The following is a 21739-nucleotide window of genomic DNA, read 5'->3' as shown; positions in this document are numbered from 1 at the left end:
CGATTGTTAGTAGTATATTTTTTAATCAGTGCCTTATTAGTAGGGCTTGACCAATGGAGCAAATATTTGACGGTCCAAAACATTTCTTTGGGTGAAACAAAAGAATTCATTCCTGGATTTTTGTCGCTGACCCATTTAAGAAATACCGGAGCTGCTTGGAGCTTATTGGAAGGAAAGATGATATTCTTTTATGTCATCACAGTAATTGTTAGTGTCGTGATTATTTATTTATTAATTAAGAATTATAAAAAAAGTATCTGGTATTCTGTAGGTTTATCTTTTGTCTTAGCAGGTGCCATTGGGAATTTTATTGATCGTGTACGTTTAGGCTACGTGGTGGACATGCTCCAAACGGATTTTATGAATTTTCCTATTTTTAATGTTGCAGATAGTACGTTAGTGGTCGGCGTTATTTGTATATTTATTTATTTGATTTTAGATGAAAAAGCAGCAAAGGAAGGCAAAAATGGAACAAATTAACGTAACGATTCAAACAGAAAAAGGCCGGATTGACAAAGTATTAAGTGAACATTTACCCAATCATTCCCGCTCGCAAATTCAACAATGGTTAAAAGAAAAACACGTAACAGTTAACGGTGAAACGGTCCGCGCAAATTACAAAGTTACAGCAGGCGATGAAATTGTGGTAACAATTCCTGAACCAGAAGTGCTAGATATGGTAGCAGAGGATATTCCTTTGACCATTGTTTATGAAGACAATGATGTGATTGTCGTCAACAAACCTCAAGGCATGGTTGTTCATCCTTCGGCAGGGCATCCCAAGGGTACATTAGTGAACGCGTTACTTCATCATGCGGATCACTTATCGGCGATTAATGATGTGGTGCGACCGGGAATTGTTCATCGAATTGATAAAGATACTTCGGGGCTATTGATGGTGGCTAAAAATGATCAAGCCCATGAATCATTAGCGAAACAGCTAAAAGAAAAAACATCGTTACGTAAATACGTTGCCTTGGTCCACGGTGTTATTCCTCACGATAAGGGAGAGATAAATGCGCCTATTGGTCGTTCCAAGGTTGACCGCAAAATGCAAGCGGTCATTGAAGGCGGTAAAGAAGCAGTCACGCATTTTACTGTTTTAGAGCGTTTTGATGCATTTACCTTAGTTGAATTACAACTAGAAACGGGCCGGACACATCAAATCCGTGTTCACATGAAATATATCGGTTATCCATTAGCTGGAGATCCGTTATATGGACCGAAAAAAACATTGCCTGGCAATGGACAATTTTTACATGCGAAGTTATTAGGCTTTACACATCCTACTACAGGTGAACAATTAGTCTTTGAAGCACCTTTACCAGAAGTTTTTGAAAAAACTTTACACCAATTAAGAAATAATCATTGATTTTTTTCTGAAGAAGAGGTAAACTCTTTTTTAAGAAGAAAAATAACTAAATAACTGTAACCTTTAAGTTTAGTCCCGTGAGGCTAAGAAGGAATCATGCAAAAGAACACTAGGTGCGCTTAGTTAGTAAGTTGTGTGGGCTACATGGTACCCTTGTACCTTTTTAAACTGTAACCAACATCCTCCTATCCTCATACGGGTAGGAGGATTTTTTGTTGGAAAAAATAACAGGACAATTTCAATAAAAACCCACTTATTTTTCAGCTGCTCAATTGAAGGAAGAATCGCTGACCCCAAGACAGCGAGGACGTAGATAAAAAAGAAATGAGGAGGAAATTATTATGCCAAAGAAAGAAGTTGTTGACGCAGTCACAATGAAACGAGCGCTTACTCGAATCTCGTATGAAATTATTGAAAGAAACAAAGGAATTCAAGACATTGTTTTAGTAGGAATTAAAACGCGTGGGATATACATTGCACAACGTCTAGCCGAACGCTTAAAACAATTAGAAGATATTGACGTGCCAGTTGGTGAATTAGATATTACTTTGTATCGTGATGATGTGAAAGATATGGAGGAACCTGAATTACATTCTTCTGACGTACCAGTCTCAATTGAAGGTAAAGAAGTTATTTTAGTGGATGATGTCTTGTACACGGGCCGGACCATTCGTGCTGCAATGGACGCAGTTATGGATTTAGGTCGTCCAAGAAAAATCTCTTTAGCAGTCTTAGTAGATCGTGGGCATCGGGAACTACCGATTCGTGCCGATTATGTAGGAAAAAATATTCCAACATCAAAAACTGAGGAAATTATTGTGGAAATGGAAGAGCGTGACGGCGCAGATCGTATTATGATCAGTAAAGGAAACGAATAAAAAGGAGTGAACAACGTTGTCAGAAAAAGAATTTCGAAATGAGGATGCAGTCTTAGATATTAAAGACAGACCGCAAGCTTTTCACTGGGTTGGCCTAAGTTTACAACATTTATTTACGATGTTTGGCGCAACGGTTTTAGTACCAATCTTAGTGGGAATTGACCCAGGGATTGCGTTAGTCAGTTCAGGATTAGGAACAATGGTCTATCTGATTACTACAAAAGGAAAAATCCCCGCTTATCTTGGCAGTAGCTTTGCTTTTATTGCAGCCATGCAGATGTTAATGAAGAGTGATGGTTATCCAGCCATTGCCCAAGGTGCTATGACAACCGGCTTGGTATACCTAATCGTTTCATTAATCATTAAAAAAATTGGTTCCGACTGGTTGGATAAAATTTTACCGCCTATCGTTGTAGGACCTGTCGTGATGGTTATCGGTTTAGGCTTGGCAGCTAATGCCGCAAATAACGCAATGTATAACAACAACGTTTATGATTTTAAATATATTGCCGTAGCCTTAATTACTTTAGGCTTAACCATTTTTTACAACATGTTTTTCAAAGGTTTCCTAGGATTAATTCCAATTCTTTTGGGAATTGTTAGTGGGTACCTGGTCGCTTTAGCTTTCGGAATTATTGATTTAACCCCTATTAAAGAAGCTGCGTGGTTTGCTTTACCTAATTTTGAAGTACCTTTTGTTCAATATGAACCGAAATTGTATTTAAATGCCATTACAACAATGGCACCAATTGCTTTTGTAACAATGACAGAACATATTGGTCATTTAATGGTCTTGAATAAATTAACCAAGCGCAACTTTTTCCAAGACCCAGGCTTATCTAAAACTTTAATGGGAGATGGCTTAGCGCAAATTGTAGCAGGTTTTGTTGGTGGACCGCCAGTTACAAGTTATGGTGAAAATATCGGCGTGCTGGCAATTACAAGAGTACACAGTGTCTTCGTAATTGGTGGAGCCGCGGTGTTCGCTGTAGCTTTAGGCTTTGTTGGAAAATTAAGTGCCTTGATTCTAAGTATCCCAGGACCAGTTATTTCAGGAATTAGTTTCGTCTTGTTCGGTGTGATTGCCGCAAGTGGTTTGAAAATCTTAATCGATAATAAGATTAATTTTGATAAGAAAAAGAATTTATTGATTGCTTCAGTAATTTTAGTTATCGGCATTGGTGGCTTAGTCTTCAAAGTAGGAACCTTTGAATTGTCTTCAATGGCATTAGCAACCGTCTTAGGAATTGTTTTGAATTTAATTTTACCGGAAAACGCACGTAGCGAAGAACAGTAGGAGGACTGGACGAATGATTATTACATCTGAACGAATTAGTTTAAAACATCTTTTAACTGCTGAGGCTTTAACCGACCGTGAAGTCATGGGGTTAATCCGTCGCGCAGGAGAATTTAAACAGGGGGCAAAATGGCACCCAGAAGAACGTCAATATTTTGCAACAAACTTGTTTTTTGAAAATAGTACTCGAACACATAAAAGTTTTGAGGTAGCTGAGAAAAAATTAGGCTTAGAAGTGATTGAGTTTGAAGCAAGTAGAAGTTCTGTTCAAAAAGGAGAAACATTATACGACACAGTACTAACGATGTCGGCAATTGGTGTAGATGTAGCAGTCATTCGTCATGGTAAAGAAAATTATTACGATGAATTGATTCAAAGTAAAACGATTCAATGTTCTATTATTAACGGTGGGGACGGGAGTGGACAACACCCTACACAATGTTTATTGGATCTGATGACTATTTATGAAGAATTTGGTGGATTTGAAGGCTTGAAAGTGGCGATTGTGGGAGATATTACACATTCTCGCGTTGCTAAATCAAATATGCAGTTATTAAACCGTTTAGGCGCTGAAATTTATTTTTCAGGTCCAGAAGAGTGGTATGATCATCAGTTTGATGTCTATGGACAATATGTGCCATTAGATGAAATTGTTGAAAAAGTCGATGTGATGATGTTGCTTCGCGTGCAACACGAACGTCATGATGGTAAGGAAAGTTTTTCAAAAGAAGGCTATCATTTGGAATATGGTTTAACCAACGAACGGGCAACTCGTTTACAGAAACACGCAATTATTATGCATCCAGCGCCAGTCAATCGGGATGTTGAACTGGCAGATGAATTAGTGGAAAGTCTGCAATCAAGAATCGTCGCGCAAATGAGTAACGGAGTCTTTATGCGCATGGCAATTTTAGAAGCAATTTTACATGGAAAGGCCTAGGTGGAGAAATGAAGACGTTAATTAAGAATGGAAAAATCATCAAAAAAGAGAATCAATTGATTGAGGCAGCACTTTGGCTAGAAAATGGTGTGATTCACGCAATCGGGGAATCGTTTGACGAAGCAGATTTTGAGCAAGTGTTTGATGCGAACGGGCAACTAATCACGCCAGGCTTGGTCGATGTGCATGTTCACTTTAGAGAGCCAGGCTTTACGTATAAAGAAACGATTAAAACGGGTAGTAAAGCTGCTGCTCGCGGTGGTTTTACTACGGTTTGCGCAATGCCCAATTTGAATCCAGTACCAGATACGGCTGAAAAATTAAGTGAGGTTTACGACTTAATTCAAAAAGATGCAGTCGTGAAAGTTTTACAATATGCCCCCATTACAGAAGAGCTACGGAGTGAAGTTTTAACCAATCAGAAGGCCTTAAAGGAAGCGGGCGCCTTTGCATTTACGAATGATGGTGTTGGTGTCCAAACGGCAGGAACGATGTACCTAGCCATGAAAGAAGCGGCTGCATTAAATATGGCGCTTGTTGCGCACACGGAAGATGAATCTTTATTATTTGGTGGTGTGATGCATGAAGGAGAAGTTTCTAAGAAATTAGGCCTACCAGGGATTTTAAGTGCAACGGAAGCTTCACAAATTGCTCGGGATATTACTTTAGCAAAAGAAACAGGCGTTCATTATCATGTTTGTCATGTTTCAACAGAAGAAAGCGTGCGCGTTATTCGAGATGCTAAAAAAGCAGGGATTCACGTAACAGCCGAAGTTTCGCCACACCATTTAATTTTAGTCGATGAGGATATTCCTGGTGACGAAGGGTTTTGGAAAATGAACCCGCCATTACGTGGTTTAGCAGATCGACAAGCATTGATTGACGGCTTGTTAGATGGCACGATTGACTGTATTGCTACCGACCACGCGCCCCATGGTTTAGAAGAAAAACAACAATCATTTTTAAACGCACCTTTTGGTATTGTCGGTAGTGAAACGGCCTTCCAATTGATTTATACGAACTTTGTCGAAACAGGCATTTTCACATTAGAACAAGTGATTGATTGGATGGCAGTGAAACCGGCAGAAATTTTTGGATTAAACGCAGGAACACTAACAATTGGTGCACCAGCAGATATTGCAGTTTTTGACTTAGCAACAGCTGCACCAATTGATGCAGAAGCATTTGAATCAATGGCTGTCAATACACCATTTACAGGGTGGACAGTCAAAGGAAAGACACTTATGACATTTGTTGACGGAGCATTAGCTTGGTCGGAGGAGGCGCAGTAGGTTTGAAAAGGTTATTGATTTTAGAAGACGGAACAGTATTTGAAGGAAAAGCGTTTGGTGCAGAAGGCAATGTAGTAGGAGAAGTTGTTTTTACTACTGGCATGACAGGTTACCAAGAAGCAATTACTGACCAAAGTTTTAATGGACAAATGATTACTTTTACGTATCCATTAGTTGGAAATTACGGGGTCAACCGAGATGATTATGAATCCATTGCACCAACCTGTAAAGGTGTCATTGTTAAAGAGCATGCGCGGGTTGCTTCAAATTGGCGTCAACAAATGACCTTGGATGAATTTTTAAAGCGCAAAGGGATTCCGGGAATTTCAGGAATTGATACGCGTGCACTGACTCGTAAATTACGATCAGCTGGAACAATGAAAGGGAGCATCATTGATGCCGTGGATGATTTGCCGCATGCGTTTGATCAATTAAAAGCGACAGTCATGCCGAAAAATCAAGTGGCACAAGTCTCCACCACTAAGCCTTATCCGAGTCCAGGTATTGGGCGTAATGTAGTCGTCGTTGATTTTGGGTTGAAACATAGTATTTTGCGAGAATTATCAAAACGGCAATGCAACTTAACCGTGTTGCCTTATAATACAACGGCCGAAGAGATTTTAGAATTAAGTCCCGATGGTGTCATGTTGACAAATGGGCCTGGAGATCCCAAAGATGTACCTGAAGCTATTGAAATGATTCAAGCAATCCAAGGAAAAGTTCCAATTTTCGGCATCTGCTTAGGTCATCAGTTATTTTCATTAGCGAATGGTGCGGATACGTATAAGATGAAGTTTGGACATCGCGGTTTGAATCATCCTGTACGAGAAATTGCAACAGGACGCATTGATTTCACTTCACAAAATCACGGATATGCCGTGGATGAAGCAACAATTGATCCAGAAAAATTACTTGTGACCCACGTGGAAGTCAATGATGGAACGGTTGAAGGCGTGCGTCATCGAGATTATCCAGCTTTTACTGTGCAATATCACCCAGATGCGGCTCCAGGACCGCACGATGGTCTTCATTTATTTGACGAATTTATGGAATTAATGGATGCATGGAAGGAGCAAAACTAATGCCAAAACGAACGGACATCAAGAAAATCATGGTGATTGGTTCAGGACCAATCATTATTGGACAAGCAGCAGAATTTGACTATGCAGGCACACAAGCCTGTTTAGCGCTAAAAGAAGAAGGGTATGAAGTTGTCTTAGTAAACTCAAATCCAGCGACCATCATGACCGATAAAGAAATCGCGGATCATGTTTATATTGAACCGATTACTTTAGAATTTGTCTCAAGAATTTTGCGGAAAGAACGTCCCGATGCTCTTCTACCAACATTAGGTGGTCAAACTGGATTAAATATGGCGATGGAATTATCGGAATCAGGAATTTTAGATGAGCTAAATGTAGAATTGCTAGGAACAAAGCTCAGTGCGATTGACCAAGCGGAAGACCGTGATTTATTTAAACAATTGATGGAAGAATTAGAACAACCGATTCCAGAAAGTGAAATTGTCAATACGGTGGAACAAGCCGTGGCTTTTGCCAAACGAATTGGCTATCCAATTATCGTTCGTCCCGCATTTACCTTAGGTGGAACAGGCGGCGGCATGTGCGATACGGAAGAAGAACTCCGCCAAATTGCTGAAAATGGTCTGAAATTATCACCAGTTACACAATGTTTAATTGAAAAAAGTATTGCTGGTTTTAAAGAAATTGAATATGAAGTGATGCGTGACTCGGCTGATAATGCGATTGTGGTTTGTAACATGGAAAACTTTGATCCTGTCGGCATTCACACTGGGGATTCGATTGTTTTTGCTCCGAGTCAAACCTTATCAGATTATGAATACCAAATGTTGCGAGATGCGTCCTTGAAAATTATTCGTGCATTAAAAATTGAAGGTGGCTGTAATGTTCAATTAGCTTTGGATCCGCATAGTTTTAATTATTATGTGATTGAAGTGAATCCTCGTGTTTCTCGCTCATCTGCACTTGCTAGTAAAGCCACAGGGTATCCCATTGCGAAGTTAGCTGCAAAAATTGCTGTTGGTTTAACATTAGATGAAATGAAAAATCCAGTTACTGGAACCACTTATGCCGAATTTGAACCGGCTTTGGACTATGTTGTTTCCAAAATTCCTCGTTGGCCTTTTGATAAATTTGAAAAAGGTGCTCGAGAACTAGGAACGCAAATGAAAGCAACCGGGGAAGTCATGGCAATTGGCCGCAATATTGAAGAATCCTTATTAAAAGCAGTTCGTTCTTTAGAAATTGGTGCTTATCACAACGAGTTAGCAGAACTAAGTCATGTCAGTGATTTGGAATTAACGAAGAAAATGGTCCATGCGCAAGATGATCGATTGTTCTACTTATCAGAAGCCATTCGCAGAGGATATAGCATTGAAGAATTGCAAAGTTTAACGAAAATTGATTTATTCTTCTTGGATAAACTTTTACACATTATCGAAATTGAAACGGCCCTTGAAAGTCACGTGGACAACGTAGCTGTCTTGAAAGAAGCCAAACAAAATGGCTTTTCTGATCGGAAAATCGCAGCACTTTGGGGACAAACAGAACAAGCCATCGCTGACTTCCGCAGAGCCAATCAAATTGTGCCCGTCTATAAAATGGTGGATACGTGTGCTGCAGAGTTTGAATCACACACGCCTTATTTTTATAGCACGTATGAAGTGGAAAACGAAAGCAATGTTTCGAAAAAGCCTTCTGTACTAGTATTAGGTTCTGGTCCCATTCGCATTGGTCAAGGGGTCGAGTTTGATTATGCAACGGTTCATTCTGTCAAAGCGATCCAAGCGGCTGGTTATGAAGCAATTATTATGAATAGTAATCCTGAAACAGTTTCAACAGATTTCTCTGTTTCTGATAAATTATACTTTGAGCCATTAACTTTAGAAGACGTCATGAATGTGATTGATTTAGAAAATCCGATTGGCGTGATCGTCCAATTTGGTGGACAAACAGCTATTAATTTAGCTGAGCCGCTCACAAAACAAGGCGTTAAAATTCTTGGAACAACGATTGAAGATTTAGATCGTGCGGAAAATCGTGATTTATTTGAACAAGCTTTGCAAGAGTTAGCGATTCCTCAACCACCAGGAGATACAGCCACAAGTGCAGAAGAAGCAGTCGTGATTGCTGATCGTATCGGCTATCCCGTTTTAGTGCGTCCAAGTTATGTTTTAGGTGGTCGTGCAATGGAAATTGTCGAAAATCAAAAGGATTTGGAAGATTATATGCGACACGCAGTCAAAGCTTCTCCAGAACATCCTGTCTTGGTTGATAGCTATTTATTGGGACAGGAATGTGAAGTTGATGCCATTTGTGATGGTGAAACAGTACTAATTCCAGGGATTATGGAACATATTGAACGAGCTGGCGTGCATTCTGGTGATTCAATGGCGGTTTATCCGCCGCAGTATCTTTCTCAAGAAATTCAGGCAACGATTGCCGATTATACAAAAAAACTGGCACTTGGTTTAAACTGTGTAGGCATGATGAATATTCAATTTGTTATTCATGAAAATCGTGTTTATGTGATTGAAGTGAATCCTCGTGCGAGTCGAACAGTTCCTTTCTTAAGTAAAATTACAGGGATTCCGATGGCCCAAGTTGCTACAAAAGCGATTCTTGGTGAGAAACTGACTGACCTAGGATATCAAGACGGGTTATATCCTGAAAGTAAACAAGTTCATGTGAAAGCCCCTGTATTCTCCTTTACGAAACTACAAAAAGTAGATACGTACTTAGGGCCTGAAATGAAATCAACCGGGGAAGTTATGGGTAGTGATTATTATTTAGAAAAAGCCTTGTATAAAGCCTTTGAAGCATCTGGCTTGCATTTGCCAAGTTATGGGGCTGTACTTTTCACCATTGCTGATGAAACAAAAGAAGAGGCGTTAGAAATCGCTAAGCGTTTTTCAGCAATTGGCTATAGTTTAGTCGCAACGGAAGGAACCGCTGACTTTTTAGCGAAGCATCAGTTGCCTGTTAAGAAAGTGACGAAAATTTCTAATCCTGAAGGGGAAACCGTGCTGGATGTCATTCGCAACGGGAATGCGCAAGTGGTAATCAATACTATGGATAAAAATCGTTCCAGTGCCAACCAAGATGGGTTTTCAATCCGTCGGGAAGCAGTCGAACATGGGATTCCATTGTTTACCTCACTTGACACAGCGAATGCGATTTTAAAAGTTTTAGAATCAAGAGCCTTTACGACAGAAGCCATTTAAGCAAAAATCTGGAACAATCGTCTGAGGAGGACTGTTCCAGATTCTTTTACGAAGAAATAGAAAATCATTTATAGGGGAATCAGAGAATAAAGGAGTGAAGGATACTGATGCAGAGAAAGCAAGAAATGATGACCATTGTAGCTCAAAAACAGTTAGCGCCACGGATTTATCAGTTAGACTTACAAGGCGAGTTAGTGAAAGAGATGACACGACCTGGACAGTTTGTGCATATCAAGGTTCCGCGTGCAGATTTACTTTTGCGGCGACCGATTAGCATCAACCAAATTGATCATTCGAACGAAACCTGTCGTTTGATTTATCGAGTCGAAGGCGCTGGAACGGAAGTGTTTGCCACCATGAAGGCTGGTGAACAATTAGATATTTTAGGTCCTTTAGGAAACGGCTTTGATATAACTACCGTAGCAGCTGGTCAAACTGCTTTTATCGTTGGCGGAGGAATCGGGATTCCCCCATTGTATGAATTATCAAAACAACTCAATGAAAAAGGCGTGAAAGTGATTCATTTTCTTGGTTATGCATCAAAAGAGGTTGCTTATTACCAACAAGAATTTATGGCATTAGGAGAAACACATTTTGCCACAGATGACGGCTCGTTTGGCGCTCATGGCAACGTGGGCCGTTTATTGTCAGAAGCGTTAGCAAAAGGACGGATCCCTGATGCAGTTTATGCTTGTGGTGCGAATGGTATGTTAAAAGCAATTGATTCTTTATTTCCAACACATCCACACGTTTACCTTTCTTTAGAAGAACGGATGGCCTGTGGAATTGGGGCTTGCTATGCCTGCGTTTGCCATAAAAAAGGAGACACTACTGGAGCAAAAAGTGTCAAGGTCTGTGATGAAGGTCCGATTTTTAAAGCAAGTGAGGTTATCTTATGATGAAAAATCCTTTAGCCGTTTCAATTCCAGGTTTAACATTAAAAAATCCAATTATTCCCGCCAGTGGTTGCTTTGGGTTCGGGGAAGAATATGCTAACTATTATGACCTTGATCAATTAGGTTCAATTATGATTAAGGCAACAACACCCCAAGCACGATATGGAAATCCCACACCACGTGTAGCTGAAACACCTAGTGGTATGCTAAATGCCATTGGATTGCAGAATCCAGGCTTAGACGTGGTTATGCAAGAAAAATTACCAAAATTAGAAAAATACCCTAACTTACCGATTATCGCAAATGTTGCAGGTGCTTGCGAAGAGGACTATGTGGCTGTTTGCGCAAAAATTGGGCAAGCGCCTAACGTCAAAGCAATTGAATTGAATATTTCCTGTCCTAATGTGAAACATGGCGGCATAGCTTTTGGTACAGATCCAGAAGTTGCTTTTCAATTAACACAAGCAGTCAAAAAAGTCGCCTCTGTTCCGATTTATGTTAAACTATCACCAAACGTAACGGACATTGTGCCAATCGCCCAAGCAATTGAAGCAGGGGGCGCAGACGGTTTTTCTATGATTAATACATTGCTAGGGATGCGCATTGATTTAAAAACGAGAAAACCTATTTTAGCCAATCAAACTGGTGGACTATCTGGACCAGCCATTAAACCTGTTGCCATTCGCTTAATCCGACAAGTCGCCAGTGTTTCTCAGTTGCCAATTATTGGAATGGGCGGTGTTCAAACAGTGGACGATGTCTTGGAAATGTTCATGGCAGGTGCTAGCGCTGTCGGGGTTGGTACGGCCAACTTTACAGATCCATACATTTGTCCGAAGTTGATTGACGGATTACCTAAGCGAATGGAAGAGTTAGGCATTGAATCGTTGGAACAATTAATTAAAGAAGTGAGAGAGGGGCAGCAAAATGCACGATAGACCAATTATTGCGTTAGATTTTCCCACGCAAAAAGAAGTGGCTGTTTTTTTAGAAAAATTTCCTAAGGAAGAAGCCTTGTTTGTTAAAGTGGGGATGGAACTTTTTTACGCAGAAGGACCAGCGATTGTTCGCTGGCTTAAAGAACAAGGACACGATGTTTTCTTGGATTTAAAATTACATGATATTCCGAATACTGTGGAAAAAGCGATGACAAATTTAGCAAAATTAGGCGTTGCCATTACCAATGTCCATGCAGCAGGGGGCGTTCGAATGATGCAAGCAGCTAAGGAAGGTCTAATCAAAGGGGCTCAGCCAGGCGCTAAGGTTCCTGAGTTAATTGCTGTAACCCAGTTGACTTCTACTAGTGAAGAAGAGATGCACCATGATCAATTAATCAACGTTCCTTTAGAGACAAGTGTCATTCATTATGCTAAATGTGCGGAAAAAGCGGGGCTGGATGGCGTGGTTTGTTCAGCATTAGAAGCACGTGGTATTCAAGAAGCAACCAAGCAGACGTTTATTTGTTTAACACCTGGTATTCGTCCAGCAGGAAGTGCAGTAGGTGACCAACAACGGGTCGTTACGCCGCAACATGCTCGCGAAATCGGGTCCACATATATCGTTGTTGGCCGACCTATTACCCAAGCAGAAAATCCTTATGAAGCCTATCAAGAAATCAAAAAAGACTGGAGCGGAAAGTAACATGACAAAAGTAGCAAAAAAGATTGCCAAAGATTTATTAGATATTGAAGCGGTATTTTTAAACCCTAATGAGCCTTTTACTTGGGCTAGTGGCATAAAAAGCCCGATTTATTGTGATAACCGTATCACGATGAGTTATCCTGCCGTGCGTAAAGAAATTGCAGAAGGCTTAGCGGCAAAAATTAAAGAGACTTTCCCAGAAGTCGAAGTGATTGCTGGGACAGCTACCGCAGGGATTCCACATGCGGCATGGGTAGCCGATATTTTAGGATTACCAATGGTTTATATCCGCAGTAAAGCCAAAGATCACGGCAAAGGGAATCAAATTGAAGGCCGAATTTCTGAAGGACAAAAAATGGTAGTTATCGAGGATTTAATTTCAACCGGCGGTAGCGTGTTAGAAGCGGCAGAAGCGGCGGAACGTGAAGGAGCAACGGTTTTAGGCGTTGCGGCAATCTTCACTTATGAGTTACCCAAAGGAACGGCAAATTTTGCAGATAAACAGATGACGTTACTAACGTTAACCAATTATTCAACTTTAATTGATGCTGCATTAGAAGCAAATTATATCGAAGAAAAAGATGTTACCTTATTACAAGAATGGAAAAAAGATCCTGAAAACTGGGGCAAATAAACGTTGAACTAAAGATAGTTCTTGTCGTCTGATTTTTAGTGTCATTTTCAGTAACCAGATTTAACGGTAGGAGAACTTAGGTCATTTGCCGAGGAGCGTAATGATCTAAGTTCTTTTGTTTGACGTAGAAAAGATGTTAGGATAGAGTTTTAACATGAGTTTTACCTGATTACTATGTGGAAATGAAGGAAGAGTGTATGAAAAAAATAAAAAATATGGACGTTGAATGGAGCTATACAGGTAACGATGGACCGGAACATTGGCATACGCTATGTGACTGGTTTGCAGAAGGTGCTAAGTTTGCTTATCAATCGCCAATTGCTTTAGAAAAAGAAAGTGCTGAGACAGTAAATTCTCAGATTACGTTTCATTATAAAAAAGAAGAATTCACTGAAAAGGAATTCAAAAATACGTTTCATTTTGTACCACCAAATACGGAAAGTTACGTAATGTTTGAAAATGTTGCGTATCATTTAACCGATATCCATTTTCATATGCCTAGCGAACATTTGCTATCGGGAAAGCAGTATCCGCTAGAATTCCATTTGGTTCATATGAACGATGCTGGCGAAAATTTAGTTGTCGGTTGCCTGTTTACCATCACAGAGGAAGAAAATCGTTTTTCAGAAGCGAATCATCCGATGGACTGGGAAAACGGCACGCACCAACAATGGTTTAATCCGTCAATCTTTTTACCAGAGGAGCGTCTACACTACCATTATGTAGGCTCGTTAACAACACCGCCAACTAAGGGTCCAGTGAAATGGTTTGTATTTGATACCATTCAAAAAATGGATCAAGCCTTTTTAAATAAGATCAAGGAAGGTATGTTGACCTTTAACAATCGGCCCCTTCAACCGTTGAATGGGCGTAAGATTTATTTTTCAAATGATTAGTGTGTGGAGGAAAAAGTGTTGAATATTCAACAAATGAAGTATGTTGCTGCCATAGCTAACAATGGGAGTTTTCGGGAAGCAGCCAAAAAACTATTTATTACACAACCTAGCTTGTCAAATAGTATTCGGGAATTAGAAGAAGAACTAGGGATTTCCCTCTTTTTACGTACTAATAAGGGCGCTTTTTTAACAGAAGAAGGAATGGTTTTTTTAGAACAAGCGGAGAAAGTTTTAGTTCAAATGGAGTTATTGGAAAATCGCTATCGCGAGACAGTGACCAGCGAACGATTCTCCATCTCTTCGCAACATTACGATTTTTTAGGTGAGGTAATTGCCAAAGTTCTTAAAAAGTATGGGGATCAATATAAAGATTTTCGTGTCTTTGAAACCACGACCTTAAAAGTAATTGAAGACGTCAAAGGATTTCACAGTGAGTTGGGGATTATTTATTTAAATGAACAAAATAGTGTCAGTATTGAACGGTATTTAGAACAAGCTAATCTAGCCTACGAGGTAATTAGTACTTTTAATACACACATTTTTTTAGGAAATCATCATCCTTTAGCCAAGCAAAAAGAAATTCATTTAGAAGAATTAGTTCCCTATCCACAAGTTCGCTTTAATCAAGAAGGAAGCAATTTTTCCTATTTTTCTGAAGATTTAGTTGAAATTCCTGAACAGGAATCGGTCATTCATACGACAGATCGTGGAACCTTGATGAATTTGTTGGTAGAAACCAATGCTTATGCTTCTGGTTCAGGTGTCGTAACGGGTTTTACGAAGAAAGAAATTCGGTTAGTACCATTGGCGCCAGCCTTGGAAAATCGTATTTGTTTACTCTTTCCCAAAAATCGGGAAATCAGTCCGATTGGTCGCTACTTTATCAAAGAACTAAAAGCGTTGTTTAAAAAAGAGGTAGATACCAAAATGTTTAGCACTAAGGAATAAAAAGAAGGAACTATCAGTGATTTGACTGATAGTTCCTTCTTTTTTGGCTCATTTTGAAACAGTAGAAATGGTTTCTCTTTCAATTAATGTGACAGGCACTTGAATGTCTTCTATGACTTGAACATCCTGTTGCATCGTTTGTAATAATACTTCGCCAGCTAGTTTTCCCATTTCTTTAAAGTCTTGCGCCATGGTTGTTAATGGCGGTTCGACAAATGCTGCTGCTTGAATATCATCAAAACCAATAATCGATAATTCCGCTGGTACATGAATACCTAGGTTTTTACAGTTTCGTAAACAATGTAACGCGCTGAAGTCATTATCGCAGACCACGGCTGTGAGTTGGTGCGCCTCAAAATACTGTTTAAAGTTGTGTTCATCTAAGAGATTGGTTTCTGTGATTGCTGTATGGAACGCCAGATTGGCTTCTTTTAAAGCTTGGAGATAACCTAAATAACGTTGCCGAACGGATTGTAGGGCTGGACTTCCTGAAAGGATATATCCAATTTTCGTATGTCCTAAGCCAATTAAGCGTTCGGTTGCTGTTTTACCACCAGCGAAGTTGTCTGATTGAATGGTTGCAAAAGGTAAATCATGGATCTTTTTATCCAAGACAACGACTGGAAAATTCATCAAAGCCAACTCGAACAGTAAGTCGAGGTAGTCATTACTAGTAGCAGCATAATAGACAAGCCCGGAAAATTCATTCACAATGTCCGCAGCATTTTTCTCTCTCAAAAAATTAGGCGAGGTCATAAAGACTTCTAAACCAGCTGCTTGAATAGTAGGGGCCAAACCGCTATAGAAATTTCCTACTGATAAATCGTCTGCAAAAGGCAATAAAAAAAGAACTTTATTTAAAGAAGTATGGAGAGGATGCTTTGGTGCTTGAACAAAACTTCCTTTTCCTTGGTGACGTTGGATTATGCCTTGCGTTTCCAATTCAGTTAGCGCTCGTTTGGACGTAATTCTACTGACGTTAAACTGAGCCGATAATTCTTTTTCGGTAGGCACTTGCGCTCCAACAGGCAATCGCCCAGAATCAATTTCATTTTGTAAATAATCAATAATTTGTTGATATAATGGTTGCTTCATTCATTTCACCTCACAATAAGATATATCTTATTTATAGTTTACCATAAATTAATTGGTTTTAAAATGAAAAAAATGATCGAAATCACTAGACAAAGTGAAATGTAAACGCTATAATTCAATTGTGAAATGATATATCAAATTTAAGAGGTGACGAGAATGGTTTATACAGAAGTTCCAAAATCCGTAGCAACATTTATGGAGACAATTACAGAAAAATGCGGTGAAGCACATCAAGATTGGGCAAAAAACTTTCAGGCGGCCTTTGCCAATACTTTACTAACAACAGTGAAACGTCAAGAAGATGGTACTACCTTTTTATTAACAGGCGATATTCCAGCAATGTGGTTGAGAGACTCAACAGCGCAAGTTCGTCCCTATTTAGTGATTGCGAAAGAAGACGAAGATCTTGCTCAAATGATTGCTGGTTTGGTTAAGCGCCAGTTTCGTTATATTTGCATTGATCCTTATGCCAATGCGTTTAATGAAACAGATAATCATGCAGGCCATCAAACTGATAAGACAGAAATGAATGGCTGGATTTGGGAACGGAAATATGAAATTGATTCATTATGTTACCCGGTCCAATTAGCCTATTTACTTTATAAAAATACTGGGATGACCGAACAATTTAATTCAGATTTTGTGGAAGGCGTCAAAAAAATTCTCAACGTTTTCACAACAGAACAAGATCACGCACAGTCACCTTATTTATTTGAACGAGATACGTGGCGTCAAGAAGATACGTTGGTTGAAGCAGGGAAAGGAACACCAGTTGGCAAAACAGGGATGACATGGTCAGGCTTCCGTCCTAGTGATGATGCCTGCCAATATGGTTACTTAGTTCCTTCTAATATGTTTGCAGTCGTAATTTTAGGCTATATTCAAGAAATTTTCTCTGATGTTTTAGAAGATGCTACGATTGTGGCGATTGCTAAAAAATTACAAGAAGAGATTGAAGAAGGCATCCAAACATTTGGACGAACAAAAAATCAAAATAACGAAACGATTTACGCGTATGAAGTGGATGGCTTAGGCAATGCAAGCGTGATGGATGACAGTAATGTTCCTAATTTAGTAGCAGCTCCATATCTTGGCTATTGTTCAACAGAGGATGAACAATATTTAACAACCCGTCAAACCTTATTAAGTAAAGAAAATCCTTACTTCTATGAAGGCAAATACGCGAAAGGGATTGGTAGCTCGCATACACCAGAAAATTACGTGTGGCCGATTGCTTTAGCAATGGAAGGAATGACAACCAAAGATAAAGCAGAAAAAGAACGAATTTTAGATTTATTAGTTGCCACAGATGCGGGGACTCATTTGATGCATGAAGGTTTTGACGTAGATAATCCTGAAAATTATACAAGAGAATGGTTTTCATGGGCTAATATGATGTTTTGTGAATTAGTTATGGATTATTTTGACATCCGAGTGGAAAAATAGGAGGAAAAGTGATGACAAAGAAAAAAGTCTATATTGTTTCCCATAGTCATTGGGATCGTGAATGGTATCTTCCTTATGAAGAACATCATATGCGCTTAATTGAATTAGTGGATAATGTATTAGATTTAATTGAAAATGATCCAGAGTTTAACAGTTTCCATTTAGATGGACAAACGATTATCTTAGACGACTATTTACAAGTTCGCCCAGAGAAAAAAGAAGCCGTAAAAAAAGCTGTCCAAGCAGGCAAACTAAAAATCGGACCATTTTATATTTTACAAGATGACTTTTTAATTAGCTCTGAATCCAATGTTCGAAACATGCTGATTGGGCATTTAGAAAGTCAAAAATGGGGAGCACCAGTTCAATTAGGTTACTTCCCGGATACATTTGGGAATATGGGTCAAACGCCTCAAATGATGCAATTAGCAAATCTGCCTGCGGCTGCCTTTGGACGCGGGGTGAAACCGATTGGCTTTGATAACCAAGTCTTAGAAAGCGACTATAGCTCACAATATTCCGAAATGTGGTGGGAAGGTCCTGATCAAACGAAAATTTTCGGCTTGCTTTTTGCGAACTGGTATAGTAATGGGAACGAAATTCCTTCAGAAAAAGAAGCGGCAATCGCTTTTTGGAAACAAAAATTGGCTGATGTGGAACGTTACGCTTCCACAAACCATTTATTGATGATGAATGGGGTCGACCACCAACCGGTGCAAAGAGATATTACTAAGGCCATCGCTTTAGCCAATGAACTATTCCCAGAATATGAATTTATTCATTCCAATTTCGATGACTATTTGAAAGCTGTTCAAGAGGAGTTACCAGAAGATTTAGGAACAGTAACAGGCGAATTAACGAGTCAAGAAACGGATGGCTGGTACACATTAGCCAATACTTCTTCTGCTCGCGTCTATTTAAAACAGTGGAACACAAAAGTACAACGCCAATTAGAAAATATCGCAGAACCTTTAGCAGCAATGGCTTACGAAGTAACTGGCGACTACCCACATGACCAATTTGATTATGCTTGGAAAACATTGCTTCAAAACCATCCGCACGATAGCATTTGTGGCTGTTCTGTCGACGAGGTTCACCGAGGCATGATGACTCGCTTTGAAAATGCCAATGATGTCGGGCATTTCTTAGCAGATGAAGCAACACGACAATTAACAGAAGCAATTGATACAAGTGTTTTCCCAGAAAAAGCGCACCCGTTTGTTTTATTTAATACTAGTGGCTATCAGAAAACGGAGGTTGTCACTGTGGAAGTGGAGATTGAACGATTGCCATTTTATACAGGAAAACCGGAAGATCTTTATCATGAATTAAAGCAAAAAGCCACCCCAGATTATCAAGTGATTGATCCAACTGGAAAAGCCGTTGCAAGCCGTATTGTCAAAGAAGATGTTCGTTTTGGTTACGATTTACCTAAAGATGCTTTCCGTCAACCATACATGGCTAAATACTTAACGGTCGAATTATCTGTTAAAGAAATGGCGCCATTCTCTTGGGATAGCTTTGCATTGATTCAAGGAGAAACGAAAGCTTTTGAAGGAAGTCTTTTGGCTAAACCAGCAATAAATGAAATGGAAAACGAATTTATTCAAGTGAAAATTGAAAACAATGGTAGCTTAACCATTGCTGACAAAAAAACAGGAGAAACATTTTCAAAATTGTTAACATTTGAAGATACTGGCGACATTGGGAATGAATATATCTTTTTCAAACCGACCGAAGACCAAGGAATTACAACCGAAAATGTAACGGCTGAAATTACGAATAAAGAAAATTCCCCTGTAAAAGCAAGTTATCAAATTAAACAAACCGTCATGTTACCAGTTGCGGCAGATGAACGATTAGAAGAAGAACAAAAGGCTGTTCGTGAGTTTAGAGAACGCCATGCACAACGTTCAACGACGCTTCGCCCGTTCGAAATAACGACAGTGGTTACAATGATCAAAGAAAGTAACCAATTATTCTTTGAAACAACCATTAACAATCAAATCAAAGATCATCGTTTACGCGTGCTTTTCCCAACTGGCATGGTCACAGAAACACACGAAGCGGATAGTATTTATGAAGTCGTGACACGACCAAATCAAGTAAGCGACACATGGGAAAATCCAACAAACCCGCAGCACCAACAAGCGTTTGTGAATGTTCATGACCAAAATAAAGGCGTGACTATCTTCAATGAAGGCTTAAATGAGTATGAAGTCTTGGCAGATGGAACCATTGCGGTCACATTAATTCGTTGTGTTGGGGAACTAGGTGATTGGGGCTATTTTGCGACACCAGAAGCACAATGCCAAGGAGAATATACCTTTAAATATGGTTTGTCATTGCATGGAAAACCAGAAGAACGCTTTGCTACGTATCAACAAGCCTATAGTGCACAAATTCCTTTTACTGCAGCTACTACTGCGCGTCATGAAGGTAAACTAGCACCGAACCATGTCTACTTGACAACGGCAGAAGGACCAATTGGTTGGACAGCCGTTAAACGTCAAGAGCAAACAAATCATTTAGTCGTTCGTGGCTTTAATCTAACAGCGCAAAATATTCCTTGTGAACTTCACAAAGAGACACAACCAGCGACTTGTTTAACAAATGTATTAGAAGAACCGTTGACACCAGCGATAGAAGTTGATGCACCATTACGTCCGTTTGAAATTCGGACATGGCGTTTCGAAAAATAAATAAATAGGAGAACTTTGTTGAAAAGGACAAAGTTCTCCTATTTTCTTCTCTGCCGTTTTTTTGAGATATTTATAATAAAAATCTAGCGAAACAATGAGAAAATCATTCATTTTACGGTCAATTTGTGCTACTATAACGTCAACTGAAGGAGTGAAGCTAAATGGATTTAACCAATCGTTTTAATCGTCAAGTAAATAAAATTGCTGTTTCTTTAATTCGTCAATTTGACGAACAAGTCTCAGGAATTGAAGGTATTTTAAAATTAACACTAGGAGAGCCGGATTTTAACACACCTGAGCATGTCAAAAAAGCAGCCAAAGAAGCAATTGATGCGAATTTTTCTCATTATACAGGGATGTCTGGTTTGTTAGATGTCCGTGAAGCAGCCGCTTATTTTATGAAAGAAAAGTACCATTTGACTTACCAGCCTGCGACAGAAATTTTAGTAACAGTTGGAGCAACAGAAGCGATTTCAGCTTCGTTATTAGCAATTTTAGAACAAGGTAACAAAGTGCTATTGCCAGCACCTATTTACCCAGGGTATGAACCAATTATTACATTGGCGGGGGCGGAGCCGGTATATTTGGATACACGAGACAACGATTTTGTCTTGACCCCTGAAATGATTGAAGCGGCAATGGCCGAGCATGGGGAACAAGTCAAAGCAATTATTTTAAATTATCCTAGCAACCCAACTGGTGTCACCTATAACCGCCAAGAGTTGCAAGCAATTGCTGATGTTCTAAAAAAATACGACATTTTTGTGATTAGTGATGAAATTTATAGTGAGTTAACTTATGATGAAAGTCATGTTTCGATTGCTGAAATGTTACGTGACCAAACGATTTTAATTAACGGTTTGTCGAAATCACATGCCATGACAGGCTGGCGGATTGGCTTTATTTTTGCACCAGCGATTTTAACAGCGGAGATTATTAAAGTTCATCAGTATTTAGTTACTGCGGCTGCAACAGTGTCTCAAAAAGCGGCTGTTCGTGCCTTAATCGAAGGGATGCATGATGCTGAAATTATGAAAGAAGAGTATCGGAAACGGCGCGATTTTGTTTATGAACAGATGACTCAATTGGGGTTTGAGGTTGCGCGTCCAAATGGCGCCTTTTATATTTTTGCTAAGATTCCTACTGGTTATGAACAAGATTCTATGAAATTTTGTATTGATTTAGCGCAAAAAGAAGCAGTAGCGTTGATTCCAGGTATTTCTTTTGGTCCAGAAGCAGAAGGATACGTCCGAATTAGTTATGCGTCCGATATGGATAAATTAACAACGGCCATGGAACGAATTGCACATTACATGGCGACACAACGCGTAACGCACTAGCCTTTATAGATTCTTTACACACCTTTACCTTTTATTTACATTTAATTGAAACAGAATTAACAGAGTCTTGGTAGACTAAACTTGTAACTAATTGAAAA

Annotated in this window: 18 protein-coding genes; 17 read left to right on the top strand and 1 reads right to left on the bottom strand. The window is 39.4% G+C overall.

The window, feature by feature from the left end; translation table 11 throughout:
• Window positions 1–3: 3 nt before the first annotated feature.
• The 14 genes from lspA (at window position 4) to IGL07_RS07690 (ending at window position 15058) form a co-directional block, all read left to right on the top strand.
• A complete protein-coding gene (lspA, locus tag IGL07_RS07755; RefSeq protein ID WP_002360174.1) occupies window positions 4–480 on the top strand; it encodes a signal peptidase II in 477 nt (158 codons plus the stop codon).
• The gene (locus IGL07_RS07750; protein WP_002357408.1) at window positions 467–1372 is read left to right on the top strand and encodes an RluA family pseudouridine synthase; all 906 of its coding nucleotides are present in this window, start codon (window positions 467–469) and stop codon (window positions 1370–1372) included. The genes lspA and IGL07_RS07750 overlap by 14 nt, the downstream gene beginning before the upstream one ends.
• A 338-nt stretch (window positions 1373–1710) precedes the next feature.
• Entirely contained in the window at window positions 1711–2250 is a 540-nt protein-coding gene (gene pyrR, locus IGL07_RS07745; RefSeq protein ID WP_301280621.1) for a bifunctional pyr operon transcriptional regulator/uracil phosphoribosyltransferase PyrR, read from the top strand.
• 16 nt (window positions 2251–2266) lie between these two features.
• Entirely contained in the window at window positions 2267–3547 is a 1281-nt protein-coding gene (locus IGL07_RS07740) for a solute carrier family 23 protein (RefSeq protein ID WP_002357410.1), read from the top strand.
• Window positions 3548–3560: 13 nt separating this feature from the next.
• Window positions 3561–4487 (top strand): aspartate carbamoyltransferase catalytic subunit, encoded by a 927-nt coding sequence (locus IGL07_RS07735; protein WP_002357411.1) that lies wholly within the window; start codon window positions 3561–3563, stop codon window positions 4485–4487.
• Window positions 4488–4495: 8 nt separating this feature from the next.
• The gene (locus IGL07_RS07730) at window positions 4496–5779 is read left to right on the top strand and encodes a dihydroorotase (RefSeq protein WP_002357412.1); all 1284 of its coding nucleotides are present in this window, start codon (window positions 4496–4498) and stop codon (window positions 5777–5779) included.
• 2 nt (window positions 5780–5781) lie between these two features.
• Complete coding sequence (locus IGL07_RS07725) at window positions 5782–6861, top strand: carbamoyl phosphate synthase small subunit (protein WP_002360175.1); 1080 nt, start codon at window positions 5782–5784, stop codon at window positions 6859–6861.
• Window positions 6861–10043, top strand: a complete 3183-nt coding sequence (gene carB / locus IGL07_RS07720) for a carbamoyl-phosphate synthase large subunit (protein WP_010706664.1) — start codon at window positions 6861–6863, stop codon at window positions 10041–10043. Before IGL07_RS07725 ends, carB begins: the two co-directional genes overlap by 1 nt.
• A 107-nt stretch (window positions 10044–10150) precedes the next feature.
• Window positions 10151–10942, top strand: a complete 792-nt coding sequence (locus IGL07_RS07715; protein ID WP_002365731.1) for a dihydroorotate dehydrogenase electron transfer subunit — start codon at window positions 10151–10153, stop codon at window positions 10940–10942.
• Entirely contained in the window at window positions 10939–11877 is a 939-nt protein-coding gene (locus IGL07_RS07710) for a dihydroorotate dehydrogenase (RefSeq protein WP_002379493.1), read from the top strand. The genes IGL07_RS07715 and IGL07_RS07710 overlap by 4 nt, the downstream gene beginning before the upstream one ends.
• Entirely contained in the window at window positions 11867–12580 is a 714-nt protein-coding gene (gene pyrF / locus IGL07_RS07705; RefSeq protein ID WP_010817338.1) for an orotidine-5'-phosphate decarboxylase, read from the top strand. The genes IGL07_RS07710 and pyrF overlap by 11 nt, the downstream gene beginning before the upstream one ends.
• A gap of 1 nt (window position 12581) precedes the next feature.
• A complete protein-coding gene (gene pyrE / locus IGL07_RS07700) occupies window positions 12582–13214 on the top strand; it encodes an orotate phosphoribosyltransferase (protein ID WP_002357418.1) in 633 nt (210 codons plus the stop codon).
• A gap of 182 nt (window positions 13215–13396) precedes the next feature.
• A complete protein-coding gene (locus tag IGL07_RS07695) occupies window positions 13397–14110 on the top strand; it encodes a carbonic anhydrase (protein ID WP_029658973.1) in 714 nt (237 codons plus the stop codon).
• Between the two features lie 18 nt (window positions 14111–14128).
• Window positions 14129–15058 (top strand): LysR family transcriptional regulator, encoded by a 930-nt coding sequence (locus tag IGL07_RS07690; protein ID WP_002374725.1) that lies wholly within the window; start codon window positions 14129–14131, stop codon window positions 15056–15058.
• A 48-nt stretch (window positions 15059–15106) separates the two neighbouring features.
• Here IGL07_RS07690 and IGL07_RS07685 read toward each other — a convergent pair whose 3' ends face one another.
• A complete protein-coding gene (locus tag IGL07_RS07685; protein ID WP_010817336.1) occupies window positions 15107–16153 on the bottom strand; it encodes a GntR family transcriptional regulator in 1047 nt (348 codons plus the stop codon).
• Between the two features lie 156 nt (window positions 16154–16309).
• Here IGL07_RS07685 and IGL07_RS07680 point away from each other — a divergent pair, with 156 nt between their 5' ends.
• The 3 genes from IGL07_RS07680 to IGL07_RS07670 all read left to right on the top strand — a co-directional run bounded on the left by IGL07_RS07680 (window position 16310) and on the right by IGL07_RS07670 (window position 21641).
• Window positions 16310–17599 (top strand): glycoside hydrolase family 125 protein, encoded by a 1290-nt coding sequence (locus tag IGL07_RS07680; RefSeq protein WP_002357422.1) that lies wholly within the window; start codon window positions 16310–16312, stop codon window positions 17597–17599.
• Window positions 17600–17610: 11 nt separating this feature from the next.
• Window positions 17611–20301 (top strand): alpha-mannosidase, encoded by a 2691-nt coding sequence (locus IGL07_RS07675; protein ID WP_010712507.1) that lies wholly within the window; start codon window positions 17611–17613, stop codon window positions 20299–20301.
• A 161-nt stretch (window positions 20302–20462) separates the two neighbouring features.
• Complete coding sequence (locus tag IGL07_RS07670; protein WP_010712506.1) at window positions 20463–21641, top strand: pyridoxal phosphate-dependent aminotransferase; 1179 nt, start codon at window positions 20463–20465, stop codon at window positions 21639–21641.
• Window positions 21642–21739: the final 98 nt, after the last annotated feature.

It is taken from the genome of Enterococcus sp. DIV1368f, from assembly GCF_051712245.1.
Lineage (GTDB): Bacteria > Bacillota > Bacilli > Lactobacillales > Enterococcaceae > Enterococcus > Enterococcus faecalis.
Note: the sequence above shows the minus strand (reverse complement) of the source record. Positions and strands in the feature narration are given on the sequence as shown.

What these genes read in the sequence shown, in the direction of transcription:
- IGL07_RS07750 (WP_002357408.1), top strand. Translation starts at nt 467, where the DNA reads ATGGAACAAATTAACGTAACGATTCAAACAGAAAAAGGCCGGATTGAC.
- IGL07_RS07735 (WP_002357411.1), top strand. Translation starts at nt 3,561, where the DNA reads ATGATTATTACATCTGAACGAATTAGTTTAAAACATCTTTTAACTGCT.
- IGL07_RS07730 (WP_002357412.1), top strand. Translation starts at nt 4,496, where the DNA reads ATGAAGACGTTAATTAAGAATGGAAAAATCATCAAAAAAGAGAATCAA.
- carB (WP_010706664.1), top strand. Translation starts at nt 6,861, where the DNA reads ATGCCAAAACGAACGGACATCAAGAAAATCATGGTGATTGGTTCAGGA.
- IGL07_RS07715 (WP_002365731.1), top strand. Translation starts at nt 10,151, where the DNA reads ATGCAGAGAAAGCAAGAAATGATGACCATTGTAGCTCAAAAACAGTTA.
- IGL07_RS07710 (WP_002379493.1), top strand. Translation starts at nt 10,939, where the DNA reads ATGATGAAAAATCCTTTAGCCGTTTCAATTCCAGGTTTAACATTAAAA.
- pyrF (WP_010817338.1), top strand. Translation starts at nt 11,867, where the DNA reads ATGCACGATAGACCAATTATTGCGTTAGATTTTCCCACGCAAAAAGAA.
- pyrE (WP_002357418.1), top strand. Translation starts at nt 12,582, where the DNA reads ATGACAAAAGTAGCAAAAAAGATTGCCAAAGATTTATTAGATATTGAA.
- IGL07_RS07695 (WP_029658973.1), top strand. Translation starts at nt 13,397, where the DNA reads ATGAAGGAAGAGTGTATGAAAAAAATAAAAAATATGGACGTTGAATGG.
- IGL07_RS07685 (WP_010817336.1), bottom strand. Translation starts at nt 16,153, where the DNA reads ATGAAGCAACCATTATATCAACAAATTATTGATTATTTACAAAATGAA.
- IGL07_RS07680 (WP_002357422.1), top strand. Translation starts at nt 16,310, where the DNA reads ATGGTTTATACAGAAGTTCCAAAATCCGTAGCAACATTTATGGAGACA.
- IGL07_RS07675 (WP_010712507.1), top strand. Translation starts at nt 17,611, where the DNA reads ATGACAAAGAAAAAAGTCTATATTGTTTCCCATAGTCATTGGGATCGT.
- IGL07_RS07670 (WP_010712506.1), top strand. Translation starts at nt 20,463, where the DNA reads ATGGATTTAACCAATCGTTTTAATCGTCAAGTAAATAAAATTGCTGTT.